The following is a 21600-nucleotide window of genomic DNA, read 5'->3' as shown; positions in this document are numbered from 1 at the left end:
GATAAATATAAGAATCTGAGGGAGTGCAATGACAGCTCTATGGTTGATCGTGCTCTGCGGAGCGCTTTCCATCGCCTACGCGATCTGGGCGACGTCGTCGGTTCTGAGTGCCGATGCCGGTAATCCGCGGATGCAGGAAATCGCGGGCGCCGTCCGCGAAGGCGCACAGGCCTATCTGCGGCGCCAATACACCACCATCGGCGTGGTCGGCATCGTTATCTTCGCGCTGCTTGCCTACTTCCTCGGTCTGCTCGTGTCCTTTGGCTTTGCGATCGGCGCCATCCTCTCGGGTGCGGCCGGCTTCATCGGCATGAACGTGTCGGTGCGTGCCAATGTCCGCACCGCGCAGGCCGCGACCACCTCGCTCGCCGGCGGCCTTGAGCTCGCCTTCAAGGCCGGCGCCATCACCGGCCTTCTGGTCGCGGGCCTGGCGCTGCTCGGCGTCACCCTTTATTTCGGCTTCCTGACCTACTCGCTGAAGCTCGCGCCTGACAGCCGCACCGTGATCGATGCGATGGTTGCGCTCGGCTTCGGCGCCTCGCTGATCTCGATCTTCGCCCGTCTCGGCGGCGGCATCTTTACCAAGGGCGCCGATGTCGGCGGCGACCTCGTCGGCAAGGTCGAGGCCGGTATCCCCGAGGACGATCCGCGCAACCCCGCGACCATCGCCGACAACGTCGGTGACAACGTCGGCGACTGCGCCGGCATGGCCGCCGACCTGTTCGAGACCTATGCGGTGACCGCGGTCGCGACCATGGTCTTGGCCGCGATCTTCTTCGCCAAGACGCCGATCCTTGCCAACATGATGACCCTGCCGCTTGCGATCGGCGGCATCTGCATCATCACCTCGATCATCGGCACCTTCTTCGTCAAGCTCGGCCCGAGCCAGTCCATCATGGGCGCGCTCTACAAGGGCTTGATTGCGACCGGGGTGCTGTCGCTCGCAGGCGTTGCCCTCGTCATCTATTGGCTGATCGGCTTCGGCAAGCTTGATGGCGTGGACTACACCGGCGCATCGCTGTTCGCCTGCGGCGTAGTCGGCCTTGCGGTGACCGGCCTGATCATCTGGATCACCGAATACTATACCGGCACCGATTTTCGCCCGGTGAAGTCGATCGCCTCGGCCTCCGTCACCGGTCACGGCACCAACGTGATCCAGGGCCTGGCGATATCGATGGAAGCGACCGCGCTGCCCGCGCTCGTTATCATTGCCGGCATTCTCATCACCTATAACTTCGCCGGACTGTTCGGGATCGCGATCGCCACCGCGACCATGCTGTCGCTGGCCGGCATGATCGTCGCGCTGGACGCTTTCGGCCCCGTTACCGACAACGCCGGCGGTATCGCCGAGATGGCGGGCCTGCCGAAGGAGGTGCGCAAGTCGACCGACGCGCTGGATGCGGTCGGCAACACCACCAAGGCGGTGACCAAGGGCTACGCGATCGGCTCCGCCGGTCTCGGCGCGCTGGTGCTGTTTGCGGCCTATAACCAGGACCTCAAATTCTTCATCGCCGATTCCGCGAACCATCCTTACTTCGCTGGCATCAACCCCGACTTCTCGCTGAACAACCCGTATGTGGTGGTCGGCCTGTTGTTCGGCGGCCTGCTGCCCTATCTGTTCGGCGCGATGGGCATGACGGCGGTCGGACGCGCGGCCGGCGCCATCGTGGAAGAGGTGCGGCGGCAGTTCCGCGAAAAGCCCGGCATCATGCAGGGCAGCGACAAGCCCGACTACGGCAAGGCCGTCGACCTCCTCACCAAGGCCGCGATCAAGGAAATGATCATTCCCTCGTTGCTGCCGGTGCTGTCGCCGATCGTGGTCTACTTCGTGATCTACGCCATCGCTGGCAAGTCGGCGGCGTTCTCGGCGGTCGGCGCCATGCTGCTCGGCGTGATCGTCACCGGCCTGTTCGTCGCGATCTCGATGACCTCGGGCGGCGGCGCCTGGGACAACGCCAAGAAGTACATCGAGGATGGCCATTACGGCGGCAAGGGCTCGGATGCGCACAAGTCGGCTGTGACCGGCGACACCGTCGGCGATCCCTACAAGGACACGGCCGGTCCCGCCGTGAACCCGATGATCAAGATCACCAACATCGTGGCGCTCCTGCTGCTGGCGGTACTGGCGCATTAAGCGAGTAGCGTAGAGCAGGGATAATGAACCCCGCCGGTGCGAGCCGGCGGGGTTTTGCTTGATTCTGAAGCTCGTCGTCCGGCCTTGGCGGTTCGCTTGGCTGGGAGGACGTGCGGATATTTCCTGATTCAAATTTTCAAACAGCGCCGTCATTGCGAACGTACAAAGCCTTCGCGCAAACGCGATCGTCGCTTTGCTCCTCTCAATGACCGCGGCGAGACATACGTCTAGAACCTCGCCCTTGTGCCGGCAGCGGAACGGGGCGGACCATACGACTGTTTCCGTCTACTGAAAAACAGAAATATTTTTTTGTGAGCGGCTTGACAGGATTTTTGCGACCGCGCCCGTCAGGCAAATCAGTTTGTCTGCCGATGCCGTGGTGCTAGGCTCGATCCTGGCAGGGAGTACCTGCTTCCTGCCCATACCGAACGGGAGGACCACATGCCTGAGAGCGTCTACAAGGTTATTGAACTGGTCGGTACCAGCGGCGAATCCTGGGAAAAGGCAGCCAGCAACGCGGTCGAGCAGGCCGCGAAATCTTTGCGTGACCTTCGCGTCGCGGAGATCGTCAAGCTCGATATGCAACTCGACGCCAAGGGGAAGATCGAGGCCTATCGCGCCAAGGTGAACGTGTCGTTCAAGTTTGAAGGCACCTGAGCCTGTTGAGTTCTCCCCGCAGGCGCCGCTTGCGGGGAGCATTTTTGATTTGCCGCGCAACAATCGGAGCGCCGTTACGTTCTTTCATCACCTGCAGGTTCCCCGATCTTGTCCTGGGTCCTGGTCTCGAAATCGCTCGCCGCATGACGTTCGCGCAATTGGCTTGCGGGGTCGCCCGAGACGCGATTGACCATGCGGCCGCGCTTCACGGCCGGGCGCTTGGCGATCTGGTTGGTCCAGCGCTGCACGTGCTTATAGTCCTGCACGGAGAGGAATTCGCCGCCGCCATAGAGTAGCCCCTTGGCGAGCGCGCCGTACCAGGGCCACACCGCGATATCGGCGATCGAATAATCTCCGCCGGAGAGGTACTCGTTGTCGGCAAGCCGCCGGTCGAGCACGTCAAGCTGGCGTTTGATCTCCATCGCAAAACGATCGATCGCATACTCCATCTTGCTCGGGGCATAGGCGTAGAAATGGCCGAAGCCGCCACCAAGATAGGGCGCGCTGCCCATCTGCCAGAACAGCCATGACAGGCACTCGGTGCGCGTCTTGAGGTCCTTCGGCAGGAACGCGCCGAATTTCTCGGCTAAGTAAAGCAGGATCGATCCCGACTCGAACACCCGGATAGGCTCGGGCCCGGCGCGATCCATCAGGGCCGGGATCTTGGAGTTCGGGTTGATCGCGACGAAGCCGCTGCCAAATTGATCGCCTTTGTTGATGTCGATCAGCCAGGCGTCGTACTCAGCACCGCTATGGCCGAGTGCCAAAAGCTCCTCCAGCATTACGGTGACCTTCACGCCGTTGGGCGTCGCCAGAGAATATAGTTGCAGCGGATGGCGACCGATCGGCAGTTCGTGTTCATGCGTAGGCCCCGCGATAGGACGATTGATGCTGGCAAAGCGCCCGCCACTCTCTTTATTCCAGGTCCAGACGTTCGGCGGCTCGTAGGCGGGGGCGTCGGTCATGTATGGCTCCAGAGCGGAAAACACGTGGCGTAGTAGCTAACGTCGAATGCACGGTTGACAAGGGTGGCAAGGGGGAGATTGGCGCATTCCGTGCAACGCCTTCATTCCGTCGTTGGCCTTCCTTTATCCTCGCGGGGATTGCAGATCGGCGGCGTTGAGCCGCAACAGGCGCACGAACTCGTTCGCCGCTGGCGACAGCGAGCGATCCTCCCGGTGCGCCACGTCGATCTCGCGCGTCACGTTCGGATCGACCAACGCTCGCGCGACGAGGGACTGCGTCGGCAGCGCGGATAGTGCGTAGAGCGGCAGCACCGTGATGCCGAAGCCGGCCTCCACCATCGCGAAGATGGTGGTGAGCTGATCGAGCTCGAAGGCAGGCTGCGCATCCAGTCCAGCGGCGGCGTAACCCTGCTCGATCTGCTCGCGGATGCCGTTGCCGCGCCGAAGTGCGATGAGTGGCACGCCGGCGAGATCGCCCCAGCGCGGACGCGCAATGGCGGCGAGCGGATGGTCGGCATGGCACAGCAGCGCGAACAGATAGGACACCAGCGGAAGACGCACGATGCCGGCCTCGTTGCGGCGGAAGGTCCCGACCGCGAGATCGATATCGCCTGACGTCAAGAGCTCCTGGACTGCCGCCAGCGAGCGGTCCACCACGCTGACCGCGACGCCGGGCGATGACTGAGCGAAAGCGCGGATCGCCTTCGGCAACAGCGCCGCAGCCAGGAGCGGCGGCGCGCCGACCTTGATCTGGCCGCGCCGGCGCGCTCCCACATCGCGGGCGCGGCGGAGCGCGCTCTCCATGTCGCGGCTCAGCCGCCGCGCATCGTTCAGGAATTCCGTCGCCGCACCAGTGAGCTGGACTTTCCGCGTGGTGCGATCGAACAGGCGAAAGCCGAGCTCGGTTTCGAGCTCCCGCACCAGGCCCGACACCATGGGCTGGGCCATCCGCAGCCGCGCCGAGGCGCGGGTGAAATTGCTGGTCTCGGCAACCGCAATGAATGCCTCGAGTTGTCGAAAGGTGATGGCCATGTTCAGCGCTTAAGTTGATTTATACTGTTTTCATATAACTCGATAAACGAACGCCGTGTTGTAAAATAATTCCGACGTCCCTACGGTCTGGTCAAAAGCTGCCCCGGCGAGAGCGCCGCGAAATGGCAGCACACCGGGGAAGATGAATGAGAGAAACCGCCTACCAGGGAGAACTCGCCGTGCCGCTTGCCGGCGAGAAGGTGTCGACGGGCTGGCTCGTGGTGTTGGGCTCGACGCTGGCGCTGGTCGTGGGCAATGGCCCGATCATCCTCTTCACCTTCGGCGTGCTGCTACAGCCGATCAGCGCCGAGTTCGGCTGGCAGCGCAGCGTGCTCGCCACCGCCGTCGTGACATCCCATGTTACCGGCGCGCTGATGATGCCGTTCGTCGGCACTGTGGTGGACCGCGTCGGCGTGCGCCGGATTGCGCTGCCCGCCATCGTCATCTTCGCGATCGCCACCGCTTCGGGCGGATTTCTCGGCGCGAGCCCGATGGCCTTCATCCTGCTCTACGGCTTTCTCGGGCTTGTCGGCGCCGGCCACTCCACGCTGACCTACGGGCGGGTGGTGTCGACCTGGTTCGACGCGCGGCGCGGTCTTGCGCTTGGCGTCACGCTATCGGGGATCGGCATCGGGGCCGCCCTGATGCCGAAATACACGCATTACTTTGTCGCCCAGTATGATTGGCGCCACGCTTATTTCGCACTCGGTGCGGCGTTGCTCTTCATTGGGTTTCCGGCGGTGGCCTTGTTCGTACGCGAGAAGCCGCGCCAGGCGCGCGTCGAAAGCGTGCTGACCGAAGGGCTGACGCTGTCCGAGGCGCTGCGCGGCTATCGCTTCTGGTTTGCGTCGGCCGCAATGTTGCTTGCGGCCGCGGCCATCAACGGCACCATCGCCCATATCGTGCCGATCCTGACCGATCGCGGCATTGCCACCGACACTGCGACCACGGCGGTCGCAGCCGCGGGACTGTCGTTGATCATCGGCCGCGTGCTGTCCGGACTTGCGCTTGACCGCTTCTATGGTCCCTACGTTGCCGCGTTCTTCTTCCTGGTCCCGCTTGTCGGCATGACCATGCTCGGCGCCGGCGTCACCGGGCCGCTCGCGGTCGTGGCGGCCGTGCTGCTTGGTCTCGGCATCGGCGCCGAGGGCGACATCATGGCCTATCTCACCAGTCGCTATTTCGGCATTGCCCATTACGGGCTGGTCTATGGCTGCATCCTCGCCTTCTTCACGCTCGGCTCCGGGCTTGGCCCATGGATCATGGCGCATGCCTTCGACGCCAATCGTAACTATACGGCGGGGCTGATCGGGCTCGGGCTGGCGCTGCTTGCAGCGATCGTGCTGGTCGTCTCGCTCGGCGCCTATCGCTATCCACCGCGCAAGGATTTGCTCGCGCCTGCGCCGCAAACCTGACCGCGCAATTCCGCTCACAACGAAACTACAGAGACGAACACCCATGAACATGATGACATCGACGCGATGCCTGCGCGCGGCCATCGTCGGCGGCGGCATCGGAGGCCTGTCCGCAGCCAATGCGCTGCGCCGGCGCGGCATCGAGGTGACCGTGTTCGAGCAGGCGAGGGCGCTTGGAGAGGTCGGCGCCGGCGTCTTCATCTATCCCAACAGTCTGCGCCAACTCGAGCGCATGGGGTTTCGCGATGCGCTCGCCGCGGTCGGCGCCAAGGTTGGGCGTGGCTCGGAATATTGCCGGATGGATGGCACGGTGGTCGGGCCGATCCTGACCACCGATTCAAGCGGCTGGAACGGTATGTATGGCATGCACCGGGCGGATTTGCTCAATGTGCTCGCGAGCGCATTGCCCGCAAGTTCGATCTGCACGGATCATCGCTGCATCGGCTTCGAGCAGGACGAGGCCGGCGCACGGCTGCACTTTGCCAATGGCGCGAGTGCTGAGGCCGATGTCGTGATTGCCGCCGACGGTATCCAATCAGCGCTGCAGCACCAGGTCGTCGTACCGCAGCCGCCGGAATATTCCGGCGTGCGCGCTTATCGCGGTCTGATCGCGCGCGAGAAGCTGCCGCAGTGGCGCAACGAGGCGCATCAGGTGTGGATGGGTGACGGCAAGCACTTCATGGTGTTTCCCGTGCGCAGCGGCACGCTGCTCAATTACGTCGGCTTTGTTCCGACCAAGACAGAGACCGTGGAGTCCTGGTCAGCGCCCGGCGACCGAAACGAACTGGCGTCGTCGTTCCAGGGCTGGGACCCCAATGTGACGGCGCTGCTCGAGAAGGTCGAGACCTGTTTCTGGTGGGGTCTCTACGATCGCCGGCCGCTCGCATCCTGGACCAATGGAAGGCTGGCGCTGCTGGGCGACGCGGCGCATGCGATGCTGCCGCATCTCGGCCAGGGCGCCAATCAGGCGATCGAGGACGGTGTTGCGCTGGCGGTGTTGCTCGAGAACTGCGATCAGGCCGAGGTGCCCGCGACGTTGAAGCTCTACGAAGAATTGCGTCGGGTCCGAACCGACGTGGTCCAGGCGGAGGCCCGACAGAACGGCCTGCGCTACGATTCAAAGTACGCGAGCCTCGAGCAGCGCGACCGCGAGATCAAGAATGCGGCGGAGTTTCGCAAGTGGCTCTACGACTACGATGTCGAGAAAGCCACCATCGCCGCACTCGAGGTGAGCGCTAGTTGAAGCTCAACAGCTTGAACAGAGGCTGCAGGTAGCTCATCTCCTGGCCCGAGGTCGCCGTGGTGCGGCTGATGAAGTCGAAGATCTTGCCGTCTTTCAGGCCGTAATTGGCGAGACGGCGGACTTGGCGGTTTTTGTCGAAATAGATCGCGATCACGCGCTGGTCGGTGACCTTCTGGTTCATGAAGGCGACCGAGCGCTCCGCGCGCTGCGAGATGTAGTAGAACACTTCACCGTCGAGGGTGGCGACGGTCGAGGGCGTGCCCATCACGATCAGGACCTGGTCCTGGCTCGCGCCGATCGGAATCTGCTCCAGCGCGCCGGGCGGCAGGATGTAGCCCTTCTGGAACTGCTCGCTGGTGCAGGCGGCAAGCATGGTGCAGGTCAGCGCCACGGCGGCCGCGAGGCGCCAGCGCACAAGAGGACGGCGGCGCGCGGGCGCGCCAGACATTTTCATCATCGCATCAATCATTGCGCAACGGGGCCGGTCCCCTTAGAACCGGCCACCCCAAGCCGTCAACCGGCAACAGGGCTCGCTTGCGGAACCCACAATGCTTTGGCCGTTCAATCACTTCAGGAAACCCCGGCTAGCCCCGCGCGGCACCATCGAAGCCATCTATGGCATGATCGTGACGCAAGCGCGAGAACCCGTGTTTTATCAGGGCCTGGGCGTGCCGGATACCGTTAATGGCCGTTTTGACCTGCTTCTGGTGCACTTGTGGATGATTCTGCGCCGGTTGCGGCAGGTCGAGGGTGGCGCAGAGGCCGCACAAGCGCTGTTCGACCATTTCTGCAACGATATGGACGCGAACTTGCGGGAGATGGGGGTAGGCGACCTCGCGGTCCCCAAGCGGATGCTGGCTTTTGGCGAGGCCTTCTACGGCCGGAGCGCGGCGTACGACCTCGCGCTCACCGATAGCGGTGAGGCGCTGGCTCAGGCGTTTTGCAAGAATGTCCTGGGGGGCGACAACATCGACCACGCTCGACGCCTGGCCAGCTATGCGCAGGCGGCGATTGCGGGGCTGGATGGGATCGACGATGCGGCCTTGCTGGCGGCATCCTGGAGATTCCCGTCACCGCTGAGTTTGACGGAGCAGGGTCATGACTAAAGCTCCCACCGCACCGGCCGATCCCTGGCGCGTCGTTGTCAACGTGGCGCAGATCCCGAAGAGCGGGCTGCATCGGGACATCGAGGCGGATGCGGCGACGCGCGCGGCAATGGCGGAGATGGCGGGCCTGCGCGACGTCTCTGCAGCGCGCGCCTCCTTCGAGTTGAGCCTGGAGAGCGGCGGGCGCGTCCATGTCGCCGGCCACCTGACGGCGCGGATCGGGCAGACCTGCGTCGTGACACTCGATCCGATCGAGAGCGACATCGACGAGGACATCGATCTGGTCTTCGCGCCCGCCGACGAGGTCGAGCAGTTGATCGATGATCTCGACGAGGGGGTCGAGGAGGGCGACATGCCCGAGCCGCCGGAGCCGATCGTGAACGGCATGATCGATCTCGGGCGTCTCGCCACCGACGTGCTGTTCCTGGCGGTCGATCCCTATCCCCGTAAGGAGGGAGCGGTGTTCGAAGCCCCGGTCTTAGCGGCCGACCCCGAGGACCATCCCTTTGCGGCCCTGAAGACGCTGAAGAGCGGACCGAAGAAGCCCAAGTCCGGTGCGCACGAAGAGGACTAGTCTAGCAGGGCAAAAGGGCTGCATTGCCTCATACTTCGCACGATACGTTCGCAGCTCGCTTCGAGATGAAGTTATAAGTCATTGAAATATAAAATGTTTGGCGATGGGTTGATTCCGTGGCCGTGCGGAGTCAAGCCAAAAAGGCTGAGGTCAAGAGGTTGTGTCAGAGCCGGGACAGGCTATTGTCGCGGCCCGGCCGGGCAGCTTCCGTTGCGCCTGGCCGCTCCGCCGCAAGGAAAGCGGCGCCATGAAAATGGTTTCCGGGACGTTCATGCCGCAAAAGGTTAGAATCGCGCTTGACGCCATGGGCGGCGATGTCGGCGCAGCTGTCGTCATTCCCGGTGCCGCGATTTCGCTCAGACGCCATCCCGACACCGAGTTTCTCCTGGTCGGCGATCGCGCCCGGATCGAGCCGGAGCTGGCGAAACAACCGAACCTCAAGGCGGCCTCGCGCATCATCCACACCGATGTGGCGGTCAGTTCGAACGACAAGCCGAGCCAGGCGCTGCGGCGCGGGCGCAAGACCTCCTCGATGTGGCTTGCGATCGACGCGGTGAAAAAAGGCGAGGCGGACGTTGCGGTCTCCGCCGGCAATACCGGCGCGCTGATGGCGATGGCTCGCTTCAACCTCCACACCTTGCCGGGAATCGATCGCCCGGCGATCGCGGGGATCTGGCCGACCATGCGTGGCGATTCGGTCGTACTTGATCTCGGCGCCACCATCGGCGGCGGTGCGCAGCATCTGGTTGCGCTCGCGGTGATGGGCAGCGCCATGGCCAGCGTGCTGTTCAATCTCAAGCGGCCGACGGTGGGCCTGCTCAATATCGGCGTCGAGGAAATGAAGGGCCATGAGGATATCCGCGAGGCGGCAGAGCAGTTGCGTGCAATGAACCTGCCGCAGCTCGACTATATCGGCTTTGTCGAAGGCGACAGCATCGGCCGCGGCGTCGCCGACGTGGTGGTCACGGAAGGCTTCAGCGGTAACATCGCCCTGAAGGCAGCCGAGGGAACCGCTCGCCAGATCTCGGAATATCTGCGTAATGCCATCGGACGATCCTGGCTCTCGCAGATCGGCTATCTGTTCGCACGCCCCGCTTTCCGCGCGCTGCGCGACAAGATGAATCCCAGCAAATCCAATGGCGGCGTAATGCTTGGACTGAACGGAGTCGTGGTCAAGAGCCATGGCGGCGCGGACGCAGAGGGCTTTGCCTATGCCGTCGAATACGGCTATGAGATGGTCCACTTCGATCTCCTGACCAAGATCAATCAAATGCTCAATCGTGATGGCGGGGCGCTTGTGTCAGCGCCGGCCGCGCAGGAGGCTGTCTCGTGACTGTTCGTTCGGTGGTGCTCGGCTGCGGTTCGTATCTGCCGCGCCAGATACTGACCAATGCCGAACTGGCAACGCGCGTCGACACGTCCGACGAATGGATCGTGCAGCGCACCGGCATCCGGCAGCGCCATATCGCAGCCGAAGGCGAGTTCACCTCGCATCTGGCGATCAATGCTGCGCGCGCCGCGCTGGCCGATGCCGGCCTCGATGCGCAGGCGATCGACCTGATCGTGCTTGCGACCTCGACGCCCGACAACACCTTTCCGGCCACGGCCGTTGCCGTCCAGCACGGGCTCGGCATCAACCATGGCGCGGCCTTCGACCTGCAGGCGGTGTGCTCCGGCTTCGTCTTTGCACTGGCGACCGCCGATAATTTCCTGCGCACCGGCGCCTACAAGCGTGCGCTCGTGATCGGCGCCGAGACCTTTTCGCGCATCCTCGACTGGAATGATCGCGGCACCTGTGTGCTGTTCGGCGACGGCGCGGGCGCGGTCGTGCTGGAGGCACAGGACCAGCCCGGCAAGTCCGGCGACCGCGGCGTACTCACCACGCATCTGCGCTCCGACGGTCGCCACAAGTCAAAACTCTATGTTGATGGCGGTCCGTCATCGACCCAGACGGTCGGCCATCTGCGCATGGAAGGCCGCGAGGTGTTCAAGCACGCGGTCGGCATGATCACCGACGTCATCGTCGATGCATTCAATGCCACGGGGCTGTCGGCCGAAGACATCAACTGGTTCGTTCCGCACCAGGCGAACAAGCGAATCATCGATGCTTCAGCGCACAAGCTCCATATTGCGCCGCAGAAAGTGGTGCTGACGGTCGATCGGCACGGCAACACCTCGGCGGCGTCCATTCCGCTTGCACTTTCGGTCGCGGTGAGGGACGGCCGCATCAAGAGGGGCGATCTGGTGCTGCTGGAAGCCATGGGCGGCGGCTTCACCTGGGGCTCGGCGGTCCTGCGCTGGTAGGATTAGACTAAAAAGATCGCCTGCGCCTTTGCACTGTTTTAGATACTTTGCTGTCATGGCGCAGTTGACCGATGCTGCGTAACCTCATAATTTCATGCCAGAAATTGTTCGCCGTGAGTTGGGGCAGGCGATGACCGGAACCGGAAAGACAGTTACCCGAGTTGATTTGTGCGAAGCCGTGTACCAGAAGGTGGGGTTGTCTCGTACCGAATCCTCAGCGTTCGTTGAGTTGGTTTTGAAAGAGATCACGGACTGCCTGGAGAAGGGCGAGACGGTAAAACTATCTTCGTTCGGCTCCTTCATGGTCAGGAAGAAGGGCCAGCGGATTGGCCGCAATCCAAAGACCGGAACCGAGGTTCCCATCTCGCCGCGGCGGGTCATGGTGTTCAAGCCGTCGGCGATCCTGAAGCAGCGGATCAACAATGGTCACGCGAACTTCAAGCTCAACGGCGAGGACAATCCCGCGTAAACTGGCGCGCGATTCGTCGTGCGTTAGGTTTCGATCGGGTGTGATCCTCCAGGAGAGCCGCTCGTCGGTGTTCCGGATCATGCCGTAGGCCCATTCACAAGCCTCGAAGGGAAGCGAGCCTTTGGACAAGGCGCCGGACGCATTCCGAACGATCAGCGAGGTCGCACAGGATCTCGACATTCCCCAGCATGTGCTGCGCTTCTGGGAAACCCGCTTCAGCCAGATCAAGCCGATGAAGCGCAGCGGCGGCCGCCGCTACTACCGCCCCGATGACGTCGACCTGCTCAAGGGCATCCGCCGCCTGCTCTATGGCGAGGGCTACACCATCCGCGGGGTGCAGCGCATCCTCAAAGAGCACGGCATCAAATCCGTGCAGAACCTTGCCGACAATTCCGCCGCCGTGTCCTTCGGCGCAATCGAGGAGGCGATCGGCCAGAGCCTGATGGAAGACGACCTCAGCGAGCCCGGCTCACCGGTCGAGCCGGCGGAGGAGGAGTATGAGGGCTCTGACGAGGACGGGATCGATTTCCGCTTTGTCGAGACCGAGGAGGACATCCTGGCGACCTTCCGCGGCAACGGCCCGTCCGCGCGGGGCGCAGGGGCGGATGGCGGCGGCGAGCTCGACCGCGAGCGGCTCGAGGGCGTGCTGAAAGACCTCATCGACTGCCGCCAGCTGCTCGACCGGGCCATGAAGGACGGTTGAGGCGCGGCGGCAGGCCCTGAGCCGAGGGCTGACAGTGATGTCCCAAGCCTTGCGCCGGGACGGGATCGCAGCTATGGGAACGGCATCGGAGCGTGGCGCAGCCCGGTTAGCGCACTAGTCTGGGAGACTAGGGGTCGGAGGTTCAAATCCTCTCGCTCCGACCAATAAAAACAAAGACTTGGAGCTAAATCCGGAGGCTCAAACTTCCCAGAAATTTTAATTGGGAAGATCATGGGAAGACAATTTGTCGCAGGCCGCAGGAGCCCCATGACCGTCGAGAACGATACCGAAGTCTTTCATGAGGTTCGCGTTGAGCCTCTCACAGGCGAGCACATCTACACCGATCGAACGGGCACGCGCGAAGCGATTCACAAAAGCGGCAGGAAGCTTGATCCGATGTCGCAAGCCTTTTGCCCGCGCCAGTGGCTCGACGCCGACGGCTTCGTGAGCCAGGAACTGGCAAACCAATATCCCCGTACAAAATAAGAGCGCGGGACCGAAGCCCCGCTCGCGCGGTTTTGCACCGGCCGTTCACAGCGTGGTCCACATGTTATGAACATCGGCGGCCCGGCGCACTTTCCCCGCCGAAGGTGTGCCGGGCCTAACCTGTCAGTGCACTGGTCGATGCCGACCGGCTAAATTGAAGTATGACAGCGACGCGACATCGTGAGAATGGCGCGGCGGCAACAGTGCTGAACTAAAAACCCGCGCTTGATCCTGATCGATGCGATCATGTCGCCGGTCGACGACGCGCGGGATAACGCGCCTGTTCAGGGAGCTTTGGGTACCAATCGATCCATCCCATGACATGGAGGTTCTGATGCGTATTCTGGCCTTGGCGATTTTGACCAGCGCGGCGATTTTAACAGCACCACCGATGCGGGCTCAGACATACGGTGGGACTTTTCCGTATTGCTTGCGGTGGGCTCATTCTTACGATTGCAGCTACACGTCGTTGCCTCAGTGCAACGCGTCGGCATCGGGCCGTACGGCACAGTGCTTCATCAATCCATATTTTTCGAGCGCGCAAGTGCCCTCGGAATATTGGCGGCATCGGCGCGCCTACTAAAGCTTACCGAACGCACGCAATGGCGCACCATCCGGATGGCATTCGCGCCGGCCGGGCAGGATTTCAATGATTTGCTGGTGGCAACTTGAGGCAATCAATTAAGGTCGCGTTGCAGTTTATCGATCTCGCTCTTGAGGGAAGCTTCCAGTCTGGCGCAGGCCTCACCGAGGGCCGAGGCGTTCTCCTTAAAAAATTTACCCAGTTCTATGAGTCCTTTCCGCGCGGTCTCGTCCGCCTCGTCGGACAGTTCCGGTAGCGACGCGCCCATCGGCGACGGAGAATGGCAACATCGCCGAAGACTGTGAGCGATGGGTTTTGCAGCGCCGTGGATCACCCAACGAGCCGCGTACGGACGATTTGCACGGTCGCAGCTAACTGATCTACGAAAGCTACCAACAAGGCAAATTCGCCATTGCTCAGCGAGACTTGTGTTACATCTGCCACCGTACCATAAGTTGATCTTGGGAGTGTCTAAAACCGTCTATAGTCAGCGGAGGTCATCAATAGGAGCTGCCGCGTGTCCTCCTCTTTGATCATCTTTGTCATGCTTGCCGTCGTTCTCGCAGTAGCATTGTGGTCTGGACGCCTGACCGCGAAATACGCGGCAAAGAGGGGGCGCTCTGAACGCGCTTGGTTCCTCGTGGGCGCCTTACTGTTTCCGCTCTTTCCCATTCCGTGGATGGCCTTGGCATTGCTGCCAAAGAAATAATAAGGGCCGCCTCAGATCGACCAGGGTGGAGGGCCGGACGGTCCTCCACCTTCGCGCCTGTCCCGCGCGGACGAACTGATCGAATAACCGTCGATGTCGCATGTCGGCACATCAGCGAAGTGGCGGCGCGTTTCATTGAGGTCTGCTCAGTGGGACATGGCGGACTAGATTTGCTCACGTTGAGTTCTTCGCTATTTGACTCAAACTCGGACGTCATGGACTGTCACCTGTCGCCCGATTGTTTCCCCGCCCTAGTTTGACCGGCTGCGCGGCCCGTCGGTAGATTAGCTCGCTTGAGCGTATTGGCGGCGCGCTGCCGAAGTAATAGAGTTGTCAGGCGGCAACTAAATCGCGGAAGCGTAGCGAGTGGGGCGGAGCCGCAGCTACACAAGGGAGGATCGCAATGTTCTTCTTTCAAGAAGGCTTCACCTATCGAAATTTCCTGATGGATATGATTGCGATATTCGCGTTCGTCGTATGGTTCTGGCTTCTCGTCGTAATCTACGGCGACCTGTTCAGGCGTCACGACATCTCCGGTTGGGGTAAAGCGCTATGGGTGCTGGCGCTGGTTCTAACCTCCTATTTCGGCATCCTTGCCTACCTGATCACCCAAGGAAGAGGCATGGCCGAGCGTAACGCTCAGCAGGCTCAACAGGCTCGCGACGAGTTGCGACGCGTTGTTGGCTTTAGTGTCGCAGACGAAATTACCAAGCTTGATCAGCTAAAGAAGTCCGGATCAATCACTGACGTCGAGTACGGACGTCTTCGCACCAAGCTGGTCCAGTAGGGGGGAGTTGGTCGTTTAGCAATCGGCGCAGACGGGTTGGTGATCAACCTCAAGACCGTGAAGGCGCTCGGCCACGCCGTGCCGCCTTCGCTGCTCGACCGCACCGACGAGGTGATCGAATGGGGCCAGCCTCGAGCGACCGACGACCGATCCGTCATTCGCCGATTTTCCGGACCGACATAGCTCGGTGCTTGGCGGCCATCGCAATCTACCTCTGCTTCGATGACCTCTAGTGGCGACCGGCACCGATCCCATGATGCTGGCGACGATAGGCCTGCTCAATTCTCCCATCGGCCCGACGCGGACCTTCCGACGCGTCACCTCTTAGGTCGGCTGTTCGGCGTGCAGCCGACGCCTTATGCTCACGCGTGCCATTTCCGTTTGTGACCTGACTGAGACGTCGAGGTCCAGCAATGCTTTCAGCGCCGGACACGGCGTTAGCGGGACTTGGCGCGCATCGCATCCCACCACGGACAGGTGCCAGCCATGCGTTCGTAGTTGCCTTCCATCACCTGAACAGGGGCTCGGCGCGTCTCGGCAGGTGGGGCAGGCGCGCCAAGGTCCTCGAACAGGCCCTTGTGACCCCAGAAGCTGCCGAGGTTGGTCATCTCCACGGGCGCCGTCACGTCGTCGACCTCCCTGCCGCCCCAGCCGCATTCCACGTAGATATCCGACGGAGTGCGCATGTAATACGACGTTATGAGGTCATTGGGGTGGCGGCCGAGTGTGGCGACGACTTGCTCCGGGGTGCTCTGCAATAGATCGTAGCCCTGGCCGACATCGTCGAGCTGATAGTACTCGACCATGAGGTGATGCATGCTGCGCACCGGCGCGGCCACGAGAGCCACGCTGTGGTGGCGTGCGTTGACATGCATGAAGTAGGCCTTCACCGGGGCAACCATGAAGTCGCTGATGCGAAACCCCAGCAGGTCCTTGTAGAAGGCGAGGGCGGCATCGATGTCGGGGAATGTCAGAAGAGTGTGCCCCATGCCTTGTGGGCCGGTACGGAAACCGGAGACGTCGCGACCAGGCTTAAAGGCAGTGTCAGCTACCTGGGCGCCGTGGAAGGCTTCCAAACGATTGCCGGCGGGATCGGCAAAGGAAATCAGGTCGGTCACACGGCGCTGGTCGGCCAGCGCTGCGGGTTCGCGCTTCACGGCGACGCTGGCGGCCTCGAGGCGGGCAGCGAGCGAGTCAAGAGCCGCTGCATTGGCGACTTCCCAGCCGAAGACTTGAGCGCCCTGCTCAATCGCTCGGTCGATGAACAGGCGCTGTTTGCGGTCGTCCATACGGAAGGCACGCATCGAACTGGCGCGGTCCACGGCCTGCATGCCAACGTTTGATGTGGCGAACGCGGCCCAATCATCGAGGTTCGTCGCGCCGACGCCGAGATAACCGAAGGCCTGGATTTCCATGTCGATCCTCCCCGGCTGTTTTCTCGACAAGGCTAAGCGGCGGCAAGCGTCATTGCAATCGGTGTATTGGGGCGTTCACTCGTCAACCGACAGCCAAATACCGCTGTGGTTGCGATAGACCGAAGCGGAAGCGGGCACGTCTTATGTCAATATAGAAGTGTGGCACCGTAAAATGCGGGAATGAGGGCCACGATGAAGTGCGTCACTTGCACTGATCACGTGCGGAATGGGTTCTTTTGCAGAGCCCAACGCGGCTCTTGGATTGTCGACTTGTGCCGGAAGCGGTCAGCTGCTCGTTTAGGCGGCGGCCTGACCAAAGCAGCGTCCCAGGGAGCCACAGCGTCATCGTAATAGTTTTAGCCGAAGCAGACGACGCTACCGCCGGCAAATTCCGAAGAATGTGACACCGCGCTATGCTATAAAAGCTGATCTCTCCATGTTGCACCAGGGTCTGTCTTCACAGCACGCCGATAACCGCCGCATTGCCGGAAGGGAGTTTCCCATGTCTCATCATCTCGATACGCCTCTTGCCGCGCAGAACGGCCAGCTCTTTATCGACGACATGTACGTGTTTTCAGGCAATGACAGCACGGTGTTCATCATGGATGTCAACTCGAACATCACGGGCGTACACGTACAGCCCGGCTTTCATCACGAGGCACGCTATGAGTTCAAGGTCCACTTCGATGGGGCTGAATTCGAAACCTTGACCTATCGGGTGTCGTTCGAACAGGCCGATGCTCAGGGCCGACAGGTGATGAAATTGCACGCTCTCACAGGCAAGGAGGCTCGCGAGGACTCTCCGGCTGGCGAACTGGTACTGGAAGGCCGGACTGGCGAAGCGGCGAGCGCGGGTGGCGTTCGGCTATGGGCTGGACGTATCGCGGACCCGTTCTACATCGATCTGTCGCTGCTTGCGAAGGTCAACGGACCGGTGAATAGCGGGACCGCGATAGACCTCTCGGATTGGCAGCCCGAAAACGCGAAGAACAGCTTCGCCGGCACTAAAGTTGAGTCGATCGTGCTTGAGGTCTCTCACCAGCATCCTCAACTAAAGCCTGGAACGCGCATCGGTGTTTGGTGCGCCACGAAACTGGCCACAGACGCGGGCGGCTGGAGGCAGATCAACCGGGGCGGCTATCCCATGATGTGGCCGATCTTCTGGCCTGATGACACTCACTTTACAAATTCCGCCAACACGAGACACCCGTCCAAAGATTTTGAGGCGGAAGGCAAGCATATCGCGGAGCATGTTGCTGCCGTTGTCGCAGCCAGCGGGACCTCCGACGATCCGAAAGGCTACGGCCTTACTGTGGTCCGTCAGTTATTCCCCGATATTCTGCCCTACGTCGTAGGAACGCCGGCGACATTTGGCTTCGCCGCACGCAACGGTCGCACGCTGGCGGACAACGCTCCTGAAGTAATGCTGTCTCTTGTCGCCGGCACGGGCGTGAACTCGGGGCTAAAACCCTCCATCGCCGAAGGCCAACGAGGGAAGAACTTCCCGTACGTTGTGCCGATGTGACCTGAGCCGGTCTCAGCTGCCATGCACGCACGAACCTGAAGGCGCTGCGGGACAGCGGCACGATATCCGTCGAGACAAACGTGATCTACGCCGTGGCGCAGAAGGTGTAGCGTCGATGCGGCTCCGTGGGCTGAAAATCGCGAATGACGTTGTCGGTATCACCTCTGAGGTGCGGCGCGACACGCCGTCGAACCGACCGGGCGACCGCTCCAATTTCCTGCGGATGTCGGCTGTTGGCCGGTTGTGTTGAAAAAGTCCTCGCCACCGCCGGGCCAAATTTTTTAAGAGCCGCAGGTGCGCTTTATGCCGTCGCGCACGGTGGACCACATCAGAACGCAATCTCAAGAGAAATCAGAAGCGAGCAAGCCTTCAGCATTGGCAGTATCTCCGACTTTTTCAACAGAATCGACCCCGAGCTGACGTCGCCTGCGGATGCGAAGATGTGGTTAGGCCTGGTACTGGAAGCGCTTCACGGCATCTTCATTCCATTCGATGCCAGCACCCGGTCGATTCGGAATTTGAAGCGTGCCGGAATCGAGGCTAAACGGCTCCTGCAAGATAGGATCAGCCCAATCCTGCCATTCCAGCCAGTGCCCAGTTTCTGTCACACGCATTAGATGCGCAGCAAACTCAGGATACAGATGAGTAGATATCTCTATCCCGGCGGCGCCTGCAATCGCAGCGGCACGTAGCCAGCCGGTGACTCCACCAATCCGCATGAGGTCTGGCATGACAAGGTCGCCGGCACCCGCCGCGATGGCTTGCGAGACCGCGCGCGGTCCGTAGAAGTTTTCGCCGAGTTGCACGGGTGTTCTTAGTTCGCGCGACAACTGAGCGTAACCCGCAAGGTTGTTGTACGTAATCGGCTCCTCGAACCAATAGATGCCCTGGTCGTCGAGCGCGTGACAGCGATGTAACGCCTGTCCCAGCGTAAGGCCTTGATTGAAGTCCACCATTAGCTTGATCTCGGCACCCACGCGCTTGCGCACCTTATCGATCGCGGCGAGGTCGTCAGCCAGGCGCTCGCGGCCCAGACGTATCTTCAATCCCTTAAATCCTCCTTCCGCGACCAATGCTTCGGCTTCATCGGCGAGTGTGTCGACGTCCGCGAGCCAAAGACCGTTGCTATTGTAGGCGGGCACGGAGCCGATCGTCCCGCCAAGCAATGCAGCGAGCGGTAAATTGGCGGCCTTCGCCAGCGCGTCCCACGCGGCCATATCGAGACCGGAGACCGCGATCAGGGACATGCCTTCATAGCCAACGAGGCTGAGGGATTGGTGATCGATCCGGAAGCCGTCGATCGGCGCGACACATTTGTTCAGTCGCGCGGTCGCTAAATCGCGAATTGCCGGGACCAAATAGCGCAGAGACTGTCGCAGATACGGCTCAAGATAGCTGTGACCTGTGATGCCCTGTTCGGTGTGCAGGTCGATTAGGATCATCGGCCATTGGTCGAAGCAACCGACCTTGGATACGATCTTGCGGCGCAACGGCACCAACACTGCGCGCACCTCGACCGATCGAAGGGTTAGCTTCTCTAAGGTCACGCTGTGCTCCGTTCGCTATCGGAGTTTTGCCGGAACCAATGCAAGTGAGCCTAATTCCCATTTCAGGCGAGGTTGGAATCGTTGTAAACTCACTGTGTAGTATACAAACGAAGGTGGTCATGCCGCGATCAGGCCAGCAGACACGAGAGCGGATCCTGGAAAACGCTTACCGTCAGTTTCGGCGGAAGGGATATACACGCGTGAGCATGGATTCGATTGCTGCCGCGTCCAGAGTGACGAAGCGTACACTGTACTACCACTTTGAGAGCAAGGACACGTTGCTGGCCTCGGTCCTGGAAGCCCAGCACCAATTGGCCTTGGCTGCGTTCAAAACCTTTGGCGACCAGTTGTCCGGATCCCCACTTGGGATTATCGAGGGATTGTTTCACGATCTTGTGGCGTGGGCCGATACGCCGCGCTGGGCGGGATCCGGTTTTACGCGTCTCGTCGTTGAGCTTGCCGATCTCCCGGGACATCCCGCGCGCCGAATCGCCCGCCGCCACAAGGCGATGTTGGAGGCGCATTTTGCTGACGTCTTGGAGCGCGCAGGCGTCGCTCTGCCGCTCGAACGGGCCCGCGAAATCTGGTTGTTATCCGAAGGCGCGATCTCACTGATGCTGGTGCATGGTGATCGGCGCTACGCACTCGCCGCCGCTGTCGCGGCAAAGAAACTGCTGAAAGCGTCAATTAGCTAGGATGCTGCTGGCTCAATTTTGTGCTTGCCCGTACCGTCGGACACTAGAAACGTCTGCTCATTGGGGTAGTCGGCCGACAGCCAGAACGGCTCTTTTGCCCTCTTGCGGAAGTCGGCAGGCTCTGTACTCTCGACGACATGACGACGGGAGACGCATCGGCTCTAACCTCCAAGCTGTCGGTGTTTCCGCGCATGGGGCTCGCGAGCCTGCCCACACCTCTTGAGGCAATGAGGCGACTGACCGCGTATTTGGGTGGGCCACGCCTATGGGTCAAGCGCGAGGACGCGACAGGTCTTGGCTTTGGTGGCAACAAGCTGCGAAAGCTCGATTACGTGCTTCACGACGCCGTGGCATCCAGGGCTGATGTGCTGGTCTCCGGTGGCGTCGTCCAGTCCAATAGTCAGCGCCAGGTCGCTGCCGCGGCAGCCAAGCTCGGGATGGAGTGCCATCTTGCTGTCTACCACGGTCGTGTAGCTCCGCCGACCCCTGAGTACGAAACTTCGGGAAATGCGCTGCTCAATCGATTGTTCGGCGCGCATCTCCATGATGTGCCGTGGACAGGAAATCGTAATGCTGCGATTGAGGAACTGGGAAACCGGCTCAGGGCAGAAGGTCGTCGGCCATACTTCGTGCCGTACGGTGTTTCCAATCCACTCGGCGCGATTGCCTACGCGTCGACAATTGTGGAGATCGCGGAGCAGTCGCGGGGACTCGGCATGCGCCCCGCTGCGATCGTACATTGCACCGGTAGCGCGGGAACACAGGCCGGTCTTGTCGTCGGGGCATCGGTTGCGATGCCTGAGACGCGGATCATCGGTATCGACATCGACGCCGAACCCGAGCGCGTACGTTCTGACGTCATCGCCTACGCAAGAGCGGCAGCCGATTTGATAAGCACCGATTTCGACGAGGACGATGTCGAGGTCGTCGCCGGGCACGCTGGTCCGGCTTACGGCGTGCCGCATGCAGCAACTATCGAGGCCATCAAGCTTGCGGGAGCGCTCGAAGCCTTGCTCGTAGACCCGGTCTACTCCGGGAAGGGATTGGCTGGCCTGATCGCGCTTGTTCGGGCGAGGCGATGGCAGCCGGACACGGATGTTGTTTTCATTCATACTGGCGGAGCGCCGGCTCTGTTCGCCTACCAGAGTTTGCTTGGCATTTGATCGGTCTATTTGCTTGTCCGCTCACGGCCCAAGCAGGGTTTGGGGATGTCGGCTATTCCGCTGTGTCAGGGGACTGTCGTGGAATAGG

At 61.5% G+C, this 21600-nt stretch carries 22 protein-coding genes and 1 tRNA gene; 18 read left to right on the top strand and 5 right to left on the bottom strand.

Annotated features, from left to right (window positions below):
- The first annotated feature begins 28 nt into the window (after nt 1–28).
- Nucleotides 29–2134 carry a sodium-translocating pyrophosphatase gene (locus A3AI_RS0110160; protein WP_024515475.1) on the top strand — a complete coding sequence of 702 codons (2106 nt, stop codon included), beginning with the start codon at nt 29–31 and terminating at the stop codon, nt 2132–2134.
- Nucleotides 2135–2575: 441 nt separating this feature from the next.
- The gene (locus A3AI_RS0110155) at nt 2576–2791 is read left to right on the top strand and encodes a dodecin family protein (RefSeq protein ID WP_024515474.1); all 216 of its coding nucleotides are present in this window, start codon (nt 2576–2578) and stop codon (nt 2789–2791) included.
- Nucleotides 2792–2865: 74 nt separating this feature from the next.
- Here the strand turns inward: A3AI_RS0110155 and yghU are convergent, their stop codons facing one another.
- Both yghU and A3AI_RS0110145 read right to left on the bottom strand, forming a co-directional pair.
- Nucleotides 2866–3756: a glutathione-dependent disulfide-bond oxidoreductase gene (gene yghU / locus A3AI_RS0110150; RefSeq protein ID WP_024515473.1), complete on the bottom strand. Its 891-nt coding sequence runs from the start codon at nt 3754–3756 to the stop codon at nt 2866–2868.
- A 123-nt stretch (nt 3757–3879) separates the two neighbouring features.
- Nucleotides 3880–4788 (bottom strand): LysR family transcriptional regulator, encoded by a 909-nt coding sequence (locus tag A3AI_RS0110145; protein ID WP_024515472.1) that lies wholly within the window; start codon nt 4786–4788, stop codon nt 3880–3882.
- Between the two features lie 146 nt (nt 4789–4934).
- Here A3AI_RS0110145 and A3AI_RS0110140 point away from each other — a divergent pair, with 146 nt between their 5' ends.
- Together A3AI_RS0110140 and A3AI_RS0110135 are read left to right on the top strand one after the other, a co-directional pair.
- The gene (locus A3AI_RS0110140; protein ID WP_024515471.1) at nt 4935–6203 is read left to right on the top strand and encodes an MFS transporter; all 1269 of its coding nucleotides are present in this window, start codon (nt 4935–4937) and stop codon (nt 6201–6203) included.
- Nucleotides 6204–6246: 43 nt separating this feature from the next.
- Nucleotides 6247–7446 carry an FAD-dependent monooxygenase gene (locus tag A3AI_RS0110135; protein ID WP_063615456.1) on the top strand — a complete coding sequence of 400 codons (1200 nt, stop codon included), beginning with the start codon at nt 6247–6249 and terminating at the stop codon, nt 7444–7446.
- Here A3AI_RS0110135 and A3AI_RS0110130 read toward each other — a convergent pair.
- Nucleotides 7439–7900 carry an outer membrane protein assembly factor BamE gene (locus A3AI_RS0110130; protein ID WP_024515469.1) on the bottom strand — a complete coding sequence of 154 codons (462 nt, stop codon included), beginning with the start codon at nt 7898–7900 and terminating at the stop codon, nt 7439–7441. The two genes, A3AI_RS0110135 and A3AI_RS0110130, sit on opposite strands and share 8 nt — an antisense overlap.
- A 94-nt stretch (nt 7901–7994) precedes the next feature.
- On the opposite strand from A3AI_RS0110130, the gene A3AI_RS0110125 reads away from it, so the two are divergent.
- The 11 genes from A3AI_RS0110125 to A3AI_RS47370 all read left to right on the top strand — a co-directional run bounded on the left by A3AI_RS0110125 (nt 7995) and on the right by A3AI_RS47370 (nt 15350).
- Nucleotides 7995–8552, top strand: coding sequence for a ubiquinol-cytochrome C chaperone family protein (locus A3AI_RS0110125; protein ID WP_024515468.1), 558 nt, complete (start codon nt 7995–7997; stop codon nt 8550–8552).
- Nucleotides 8545–9126, top strand: a complete 582-nt coding sequence (locus A3AI_RS0110120) for a YceD family protein (RefSeq protein ID WP_024515467.1) — start codon at nt 8545–8547, stop codon at nt 9124–9126. The genes A3AI_RS0110125 and A3AI_RS0110120 overlap by 8 nt, the downstream gene beginning before the upstream one ends.
- A gap of 271 nt (nt 9127–9397) precedes the next feature.
- On the top strand, nt 9398–10459 hold the full coding sequence (gene plsX, locus A3AI_RS0110115; RefSeq protein WP_024515466.1) for a phosphate acyltransferase PlsX: 1062 nt from the start codon (nt 9398–9400) through the stop codon (nt 10457–10459).
- Complete coding sequence (locus A3AI_RS0110110; protein ID WP_024515465.1) at nt 10456–11430, top strand: beta-ketoacyl-ACP synthase III; 975 nt, start codon at nt 10456–10458, stop codon at nt 11428–11430. Before plsX ends, A3AI_RS0110110 begins: the two co-directional genes overlap by 4 nt.
- Nucleotides 11431–11560: 130 nt before the next feature.
- The gene (locus A3AI_RS0110105; protein WP_024515464.1) at nt 11561–11899 is read left to right on the top strand and encodes an integration host factor subunit alpha; all 339 of its coding nucleotides are present in this window, start codon (nt 11561–11563) and stop codon (nt 11897–11899) included.
- 121 nt (nt 11900–12020) lie between these two features.
- Entirely contained in the window at nt 12021–12602 is a 582-nt protein-coding gene (locus A3AI_RS0110100) for a MerR family transcriptional regulator (protein WP_024515463.1), read from the top strand.
- Nucleotides 12603–12688: 86 nt separating this feature from the next.
- Nucleotides 12689–12766, top strand: a tRNA-Pro gene (locus A3AI_RS0110095).
- Nucleotides 12767–12869: 103 nt separating this feature from the next.
- Nucleotides 12870–13088 carry a hypothetical protein gene (locus tag A3AI_RS0110090; protein WP_024515462.1) on the top strand — a complete coding sequence of 73 codons (219 nt, stop codon included), beginning with the start codon at nt 12870–12872 and terminating at the stop codon, nt 13086–13088.
- Nucleotides 13089–13326: 238 nt separating this feature from the next.
- Nucleotides 13327–13671: a DUF3551 domain-containing protein gene (locus A3AI_RS46130; protein WP_349509687.1), complete on the top strand. Its 345-nt coding sequence runs from the start codon at nt 13327–13329 to the stop codon at nt 13669–13671.
- 1112 nt (nt 13672–14783) lie between these two features.
- Complete coding sequence (locus A3AI_RS0110070) at nt 14784–15167, top strand: PLD nuclease N-terminal domain-containing protein (RefSeq protein WP_024515459.1); 384 nt, start codon at nt 14784–14786, stop codon at nt 15165–15167.
- 39 nt (nt 15168–15206) lie between these two features.
- On the top strand, nt 15207–15350 hold the full coding sequence (locus A3AI_RS47370) for a hypothetical protein (protein WP_198030101.1): 144 nt from the start codon (nt 15207–15209) through the stop codon (nt 15348–15350).
- A 254-nt stretch (nt 15351–15604) separates the two neighbouring features.
- On the opposite strand, the gene A3AI_RS0110055 is transcribed toward A3AI_RS47370, so the two are convergent.
- Nucleotides 15605–16582 (bottom strand): VOC family protein, encoded by a 978-nt coding sequence (locus A3AI_RS0110055; protein ID WP_024515458.1) that lies wholly within the window; start codon nt 16580–16582, stop codon nt 15605–15607.
- A 502-nt stretch (nt 16583–17084) separates the two neighbouring features.
- Between A3AI_RS0110055 and A3AI_RS0110050 the strand changes: the two genes are divergently transcribed.
- Entirely contained in the window at nt 17085–18107 is a 1023-nt protein-coding gene (locus tag A3AI_RS0110050) for a DUF4331 family protein (RefSeq protein ID WP_024515457.1), read from the top strand.
- A gap of 446 nt (nt 18108–18553) precedes the next feature.
- Here the strand turns inward: A3AI_RS0110050 and A3AI_RS0110045 are convergent, their stop codons facing one another.
- On the bottom strand, nt 18554–19654 hold the full coding sequence (locus A3AI_RS0110045) for an enolase C-terminal domain-like protein (RefSeq protein ID WP_024515456.1): 1101 nt from the start codon (nt 19652–19654) through the stop codon (nt 18554–18556).
- A gap of 38 nt (nt 19655–19692) precedes the next feature.
- Between A3AI_RS0110045 and A3AI_RS0110040 the strand changes: the two genes are divergently transcribed.
- Nucleotides 19693–20349, top strand: coding sequence for a TetR/AcrR family transcriptional regulator (locus A3AI_RS0110040; protein ID WP_084800874.1), 657 nt, complete (start codon nt 19693–19695; stop codon nt 20347–20349).
- 137 nt (nt 20350–20486) lie between these two features.
- Nucleotides 20487–21512, top strand: coding sequence for a D-cysteine desulfhydrase family protein (locus A3AI_RS0110035; protein ID WP_051382342.1), 1026 nt, complete (start codon nt 20487–20489; stop codon nt 21510–21512).
- Nucleotides 21513–21600 lie beyond the last annotated feature (88 nt).

Source organism: Bradyrhizobium sp. Tv2a-2, assembly GCF_000472425.1.
Taxonomy (GTDB): Bacteria; Pseudomonadota; Alphaproteobacteria; order Rhizobiales; family Xanthobacteraceae; genus Bradyrhizobium.
Note: the sequence above shows the minus strand (reverse complement) of the source record. Positions and strands in the feature narration are given on the sequence as shown.

What these genes read in the sequence shown, in the direction of transcription:
- A3AI_RS0110160 (WP_024515475.1), top strand. Translation starts at nt 29, where the DNA reads ATGACAGCTCTATGGTTGATCGTGCTCTGCGGAGCGCTTTCCATCGCC.
- A3AI_RS0110155 (WP_024515474.1), top strand. Translation starts at nt 2,576, where the DNA reads ATGCCTGAGAGCGTCTACAAGGTTATTGAACTGGTCGGTACCAGCGGC.
- yghU (WP_024515473.1), bottom strand. Translation starts at nt 3,756, where the DNA reads ATGACCGACGCCCCCGCCTACGAGCCGCCGAACGTCTGGACCTGGAAT.
- A3AI_RS0110145 (WP_024515472.1), bottom strand. Translation starts at nt 4,788, where the DNA reads ATGGCCATCACCTTTCGACAACTCGAGGCATTCATTGCGGTTGCCGAG.
- A3AI_RS0110140 (WP_024515471.1), top strand. Translation starts at nt 4,935, where the DNA reads ATGAGAGAAACCGCCTACCAGGGAGAACTCGCCGTGCCGCTTGCCGGC.
- A3AI_RS0110135 (WP_063615456.1), top strand. Translation starts at nt 6,247, where the DNA reads ATGAACATGATGACATCGACGCGATGCCTGCGCGCGGCCATCGTCGGC.
- A3AI_RS0110130 (WP_024515469.1), bottom strand. Translation starts at nt 7,900, where the DNA reads ATGAAAATGTCTGGCGCGCCCGCGCGCCGCCGTCCTCTTGTGCGCTGG.
- A3AI_RS0110125 (WP_024515468.1), top strand. Translation starts at nt 7,995, where the DNA reads ATGCTTTGGCCGTTCAATCACTTCAGGAAACCCCGGCTAGCCCCGCGC.
- A3AI_RS0110120 (WP_024515467.1), top strand. Translation starts at nt 8,545, where the DNA reads ATGACTAAAGCTCCCACCGCACCGGCCGATCCCTGGCGCGTCGTTGTC.
- plsX (WP_024515466.1), top strand. Translation starts at nt 9,398, where the DNA reads ATGCCGCAAAAGGTTAGAATCGCGCTTGACGCCATGGGCGGCGATGTC.
- A3AI_RS0110105 (WP_024515464.1), top strand. Translation starts at nt 11,561, where the DNA reads ATGACCGGAACCGGAAAGACAGTTACCCGAGTTGATTTGTGCGAAGCC.
- A3AI_RS0110090 (WP_024515462.1), top strand. Translation starts at nt 12,870, where the DNA reads ATGACCGTCGAGAACGATACCGAAGTCTTTCATGAGGTTCGCGTTGAG.
- A3AI_RS46130 (WP_349509687.1), top strand. Translation starts at nt 13,327, where the DNA reads ATGCGATCATGTCGCCGGTCGACGACGCGCGGGATAACGCGCCTGTTC.
- A3AI_RS0110070 (WP_024515459.1), top strand. Translation starts at nt 14,784, where the DNA reads ATGTTCTTCTTTCAAGAAGGCTTCACCTATCGAAATTTCCTGATGGAT.
- A3AI_RS0110055 (WP_024515458.1), bottom strand. Translation starts at nt 16,582, where the DNA reads ATGGAAATCCAGGCCTTCGGTTATCTCGGCGTCGGCGCGACGAACCTC.
- A3AI_RS0110050 (WP_024515457.1), top strand. Translation starts at nt 17,085, where the DNA reads ATGTCTCATCATCTCGATACGCCTCTTGCCGCGCAGAACGGCCAGCTC.
- A3AI_RS0110040 (WP_084800874.1), top strand. Translation starts at nt 19,693, where the DNA reads ATGCAAGTGAGCCTAATTCCCATTTCAGGCGAGGTTGGAATCGTTGTA.
- A3AI_RS0110035 (WP_051382342.1), top strand. Translation starts at nt 20,487, where the DNA reads ATGACGACGGGAGACGCATCGGCTCTAACCTCCAAGCTGTCGGTGTTT.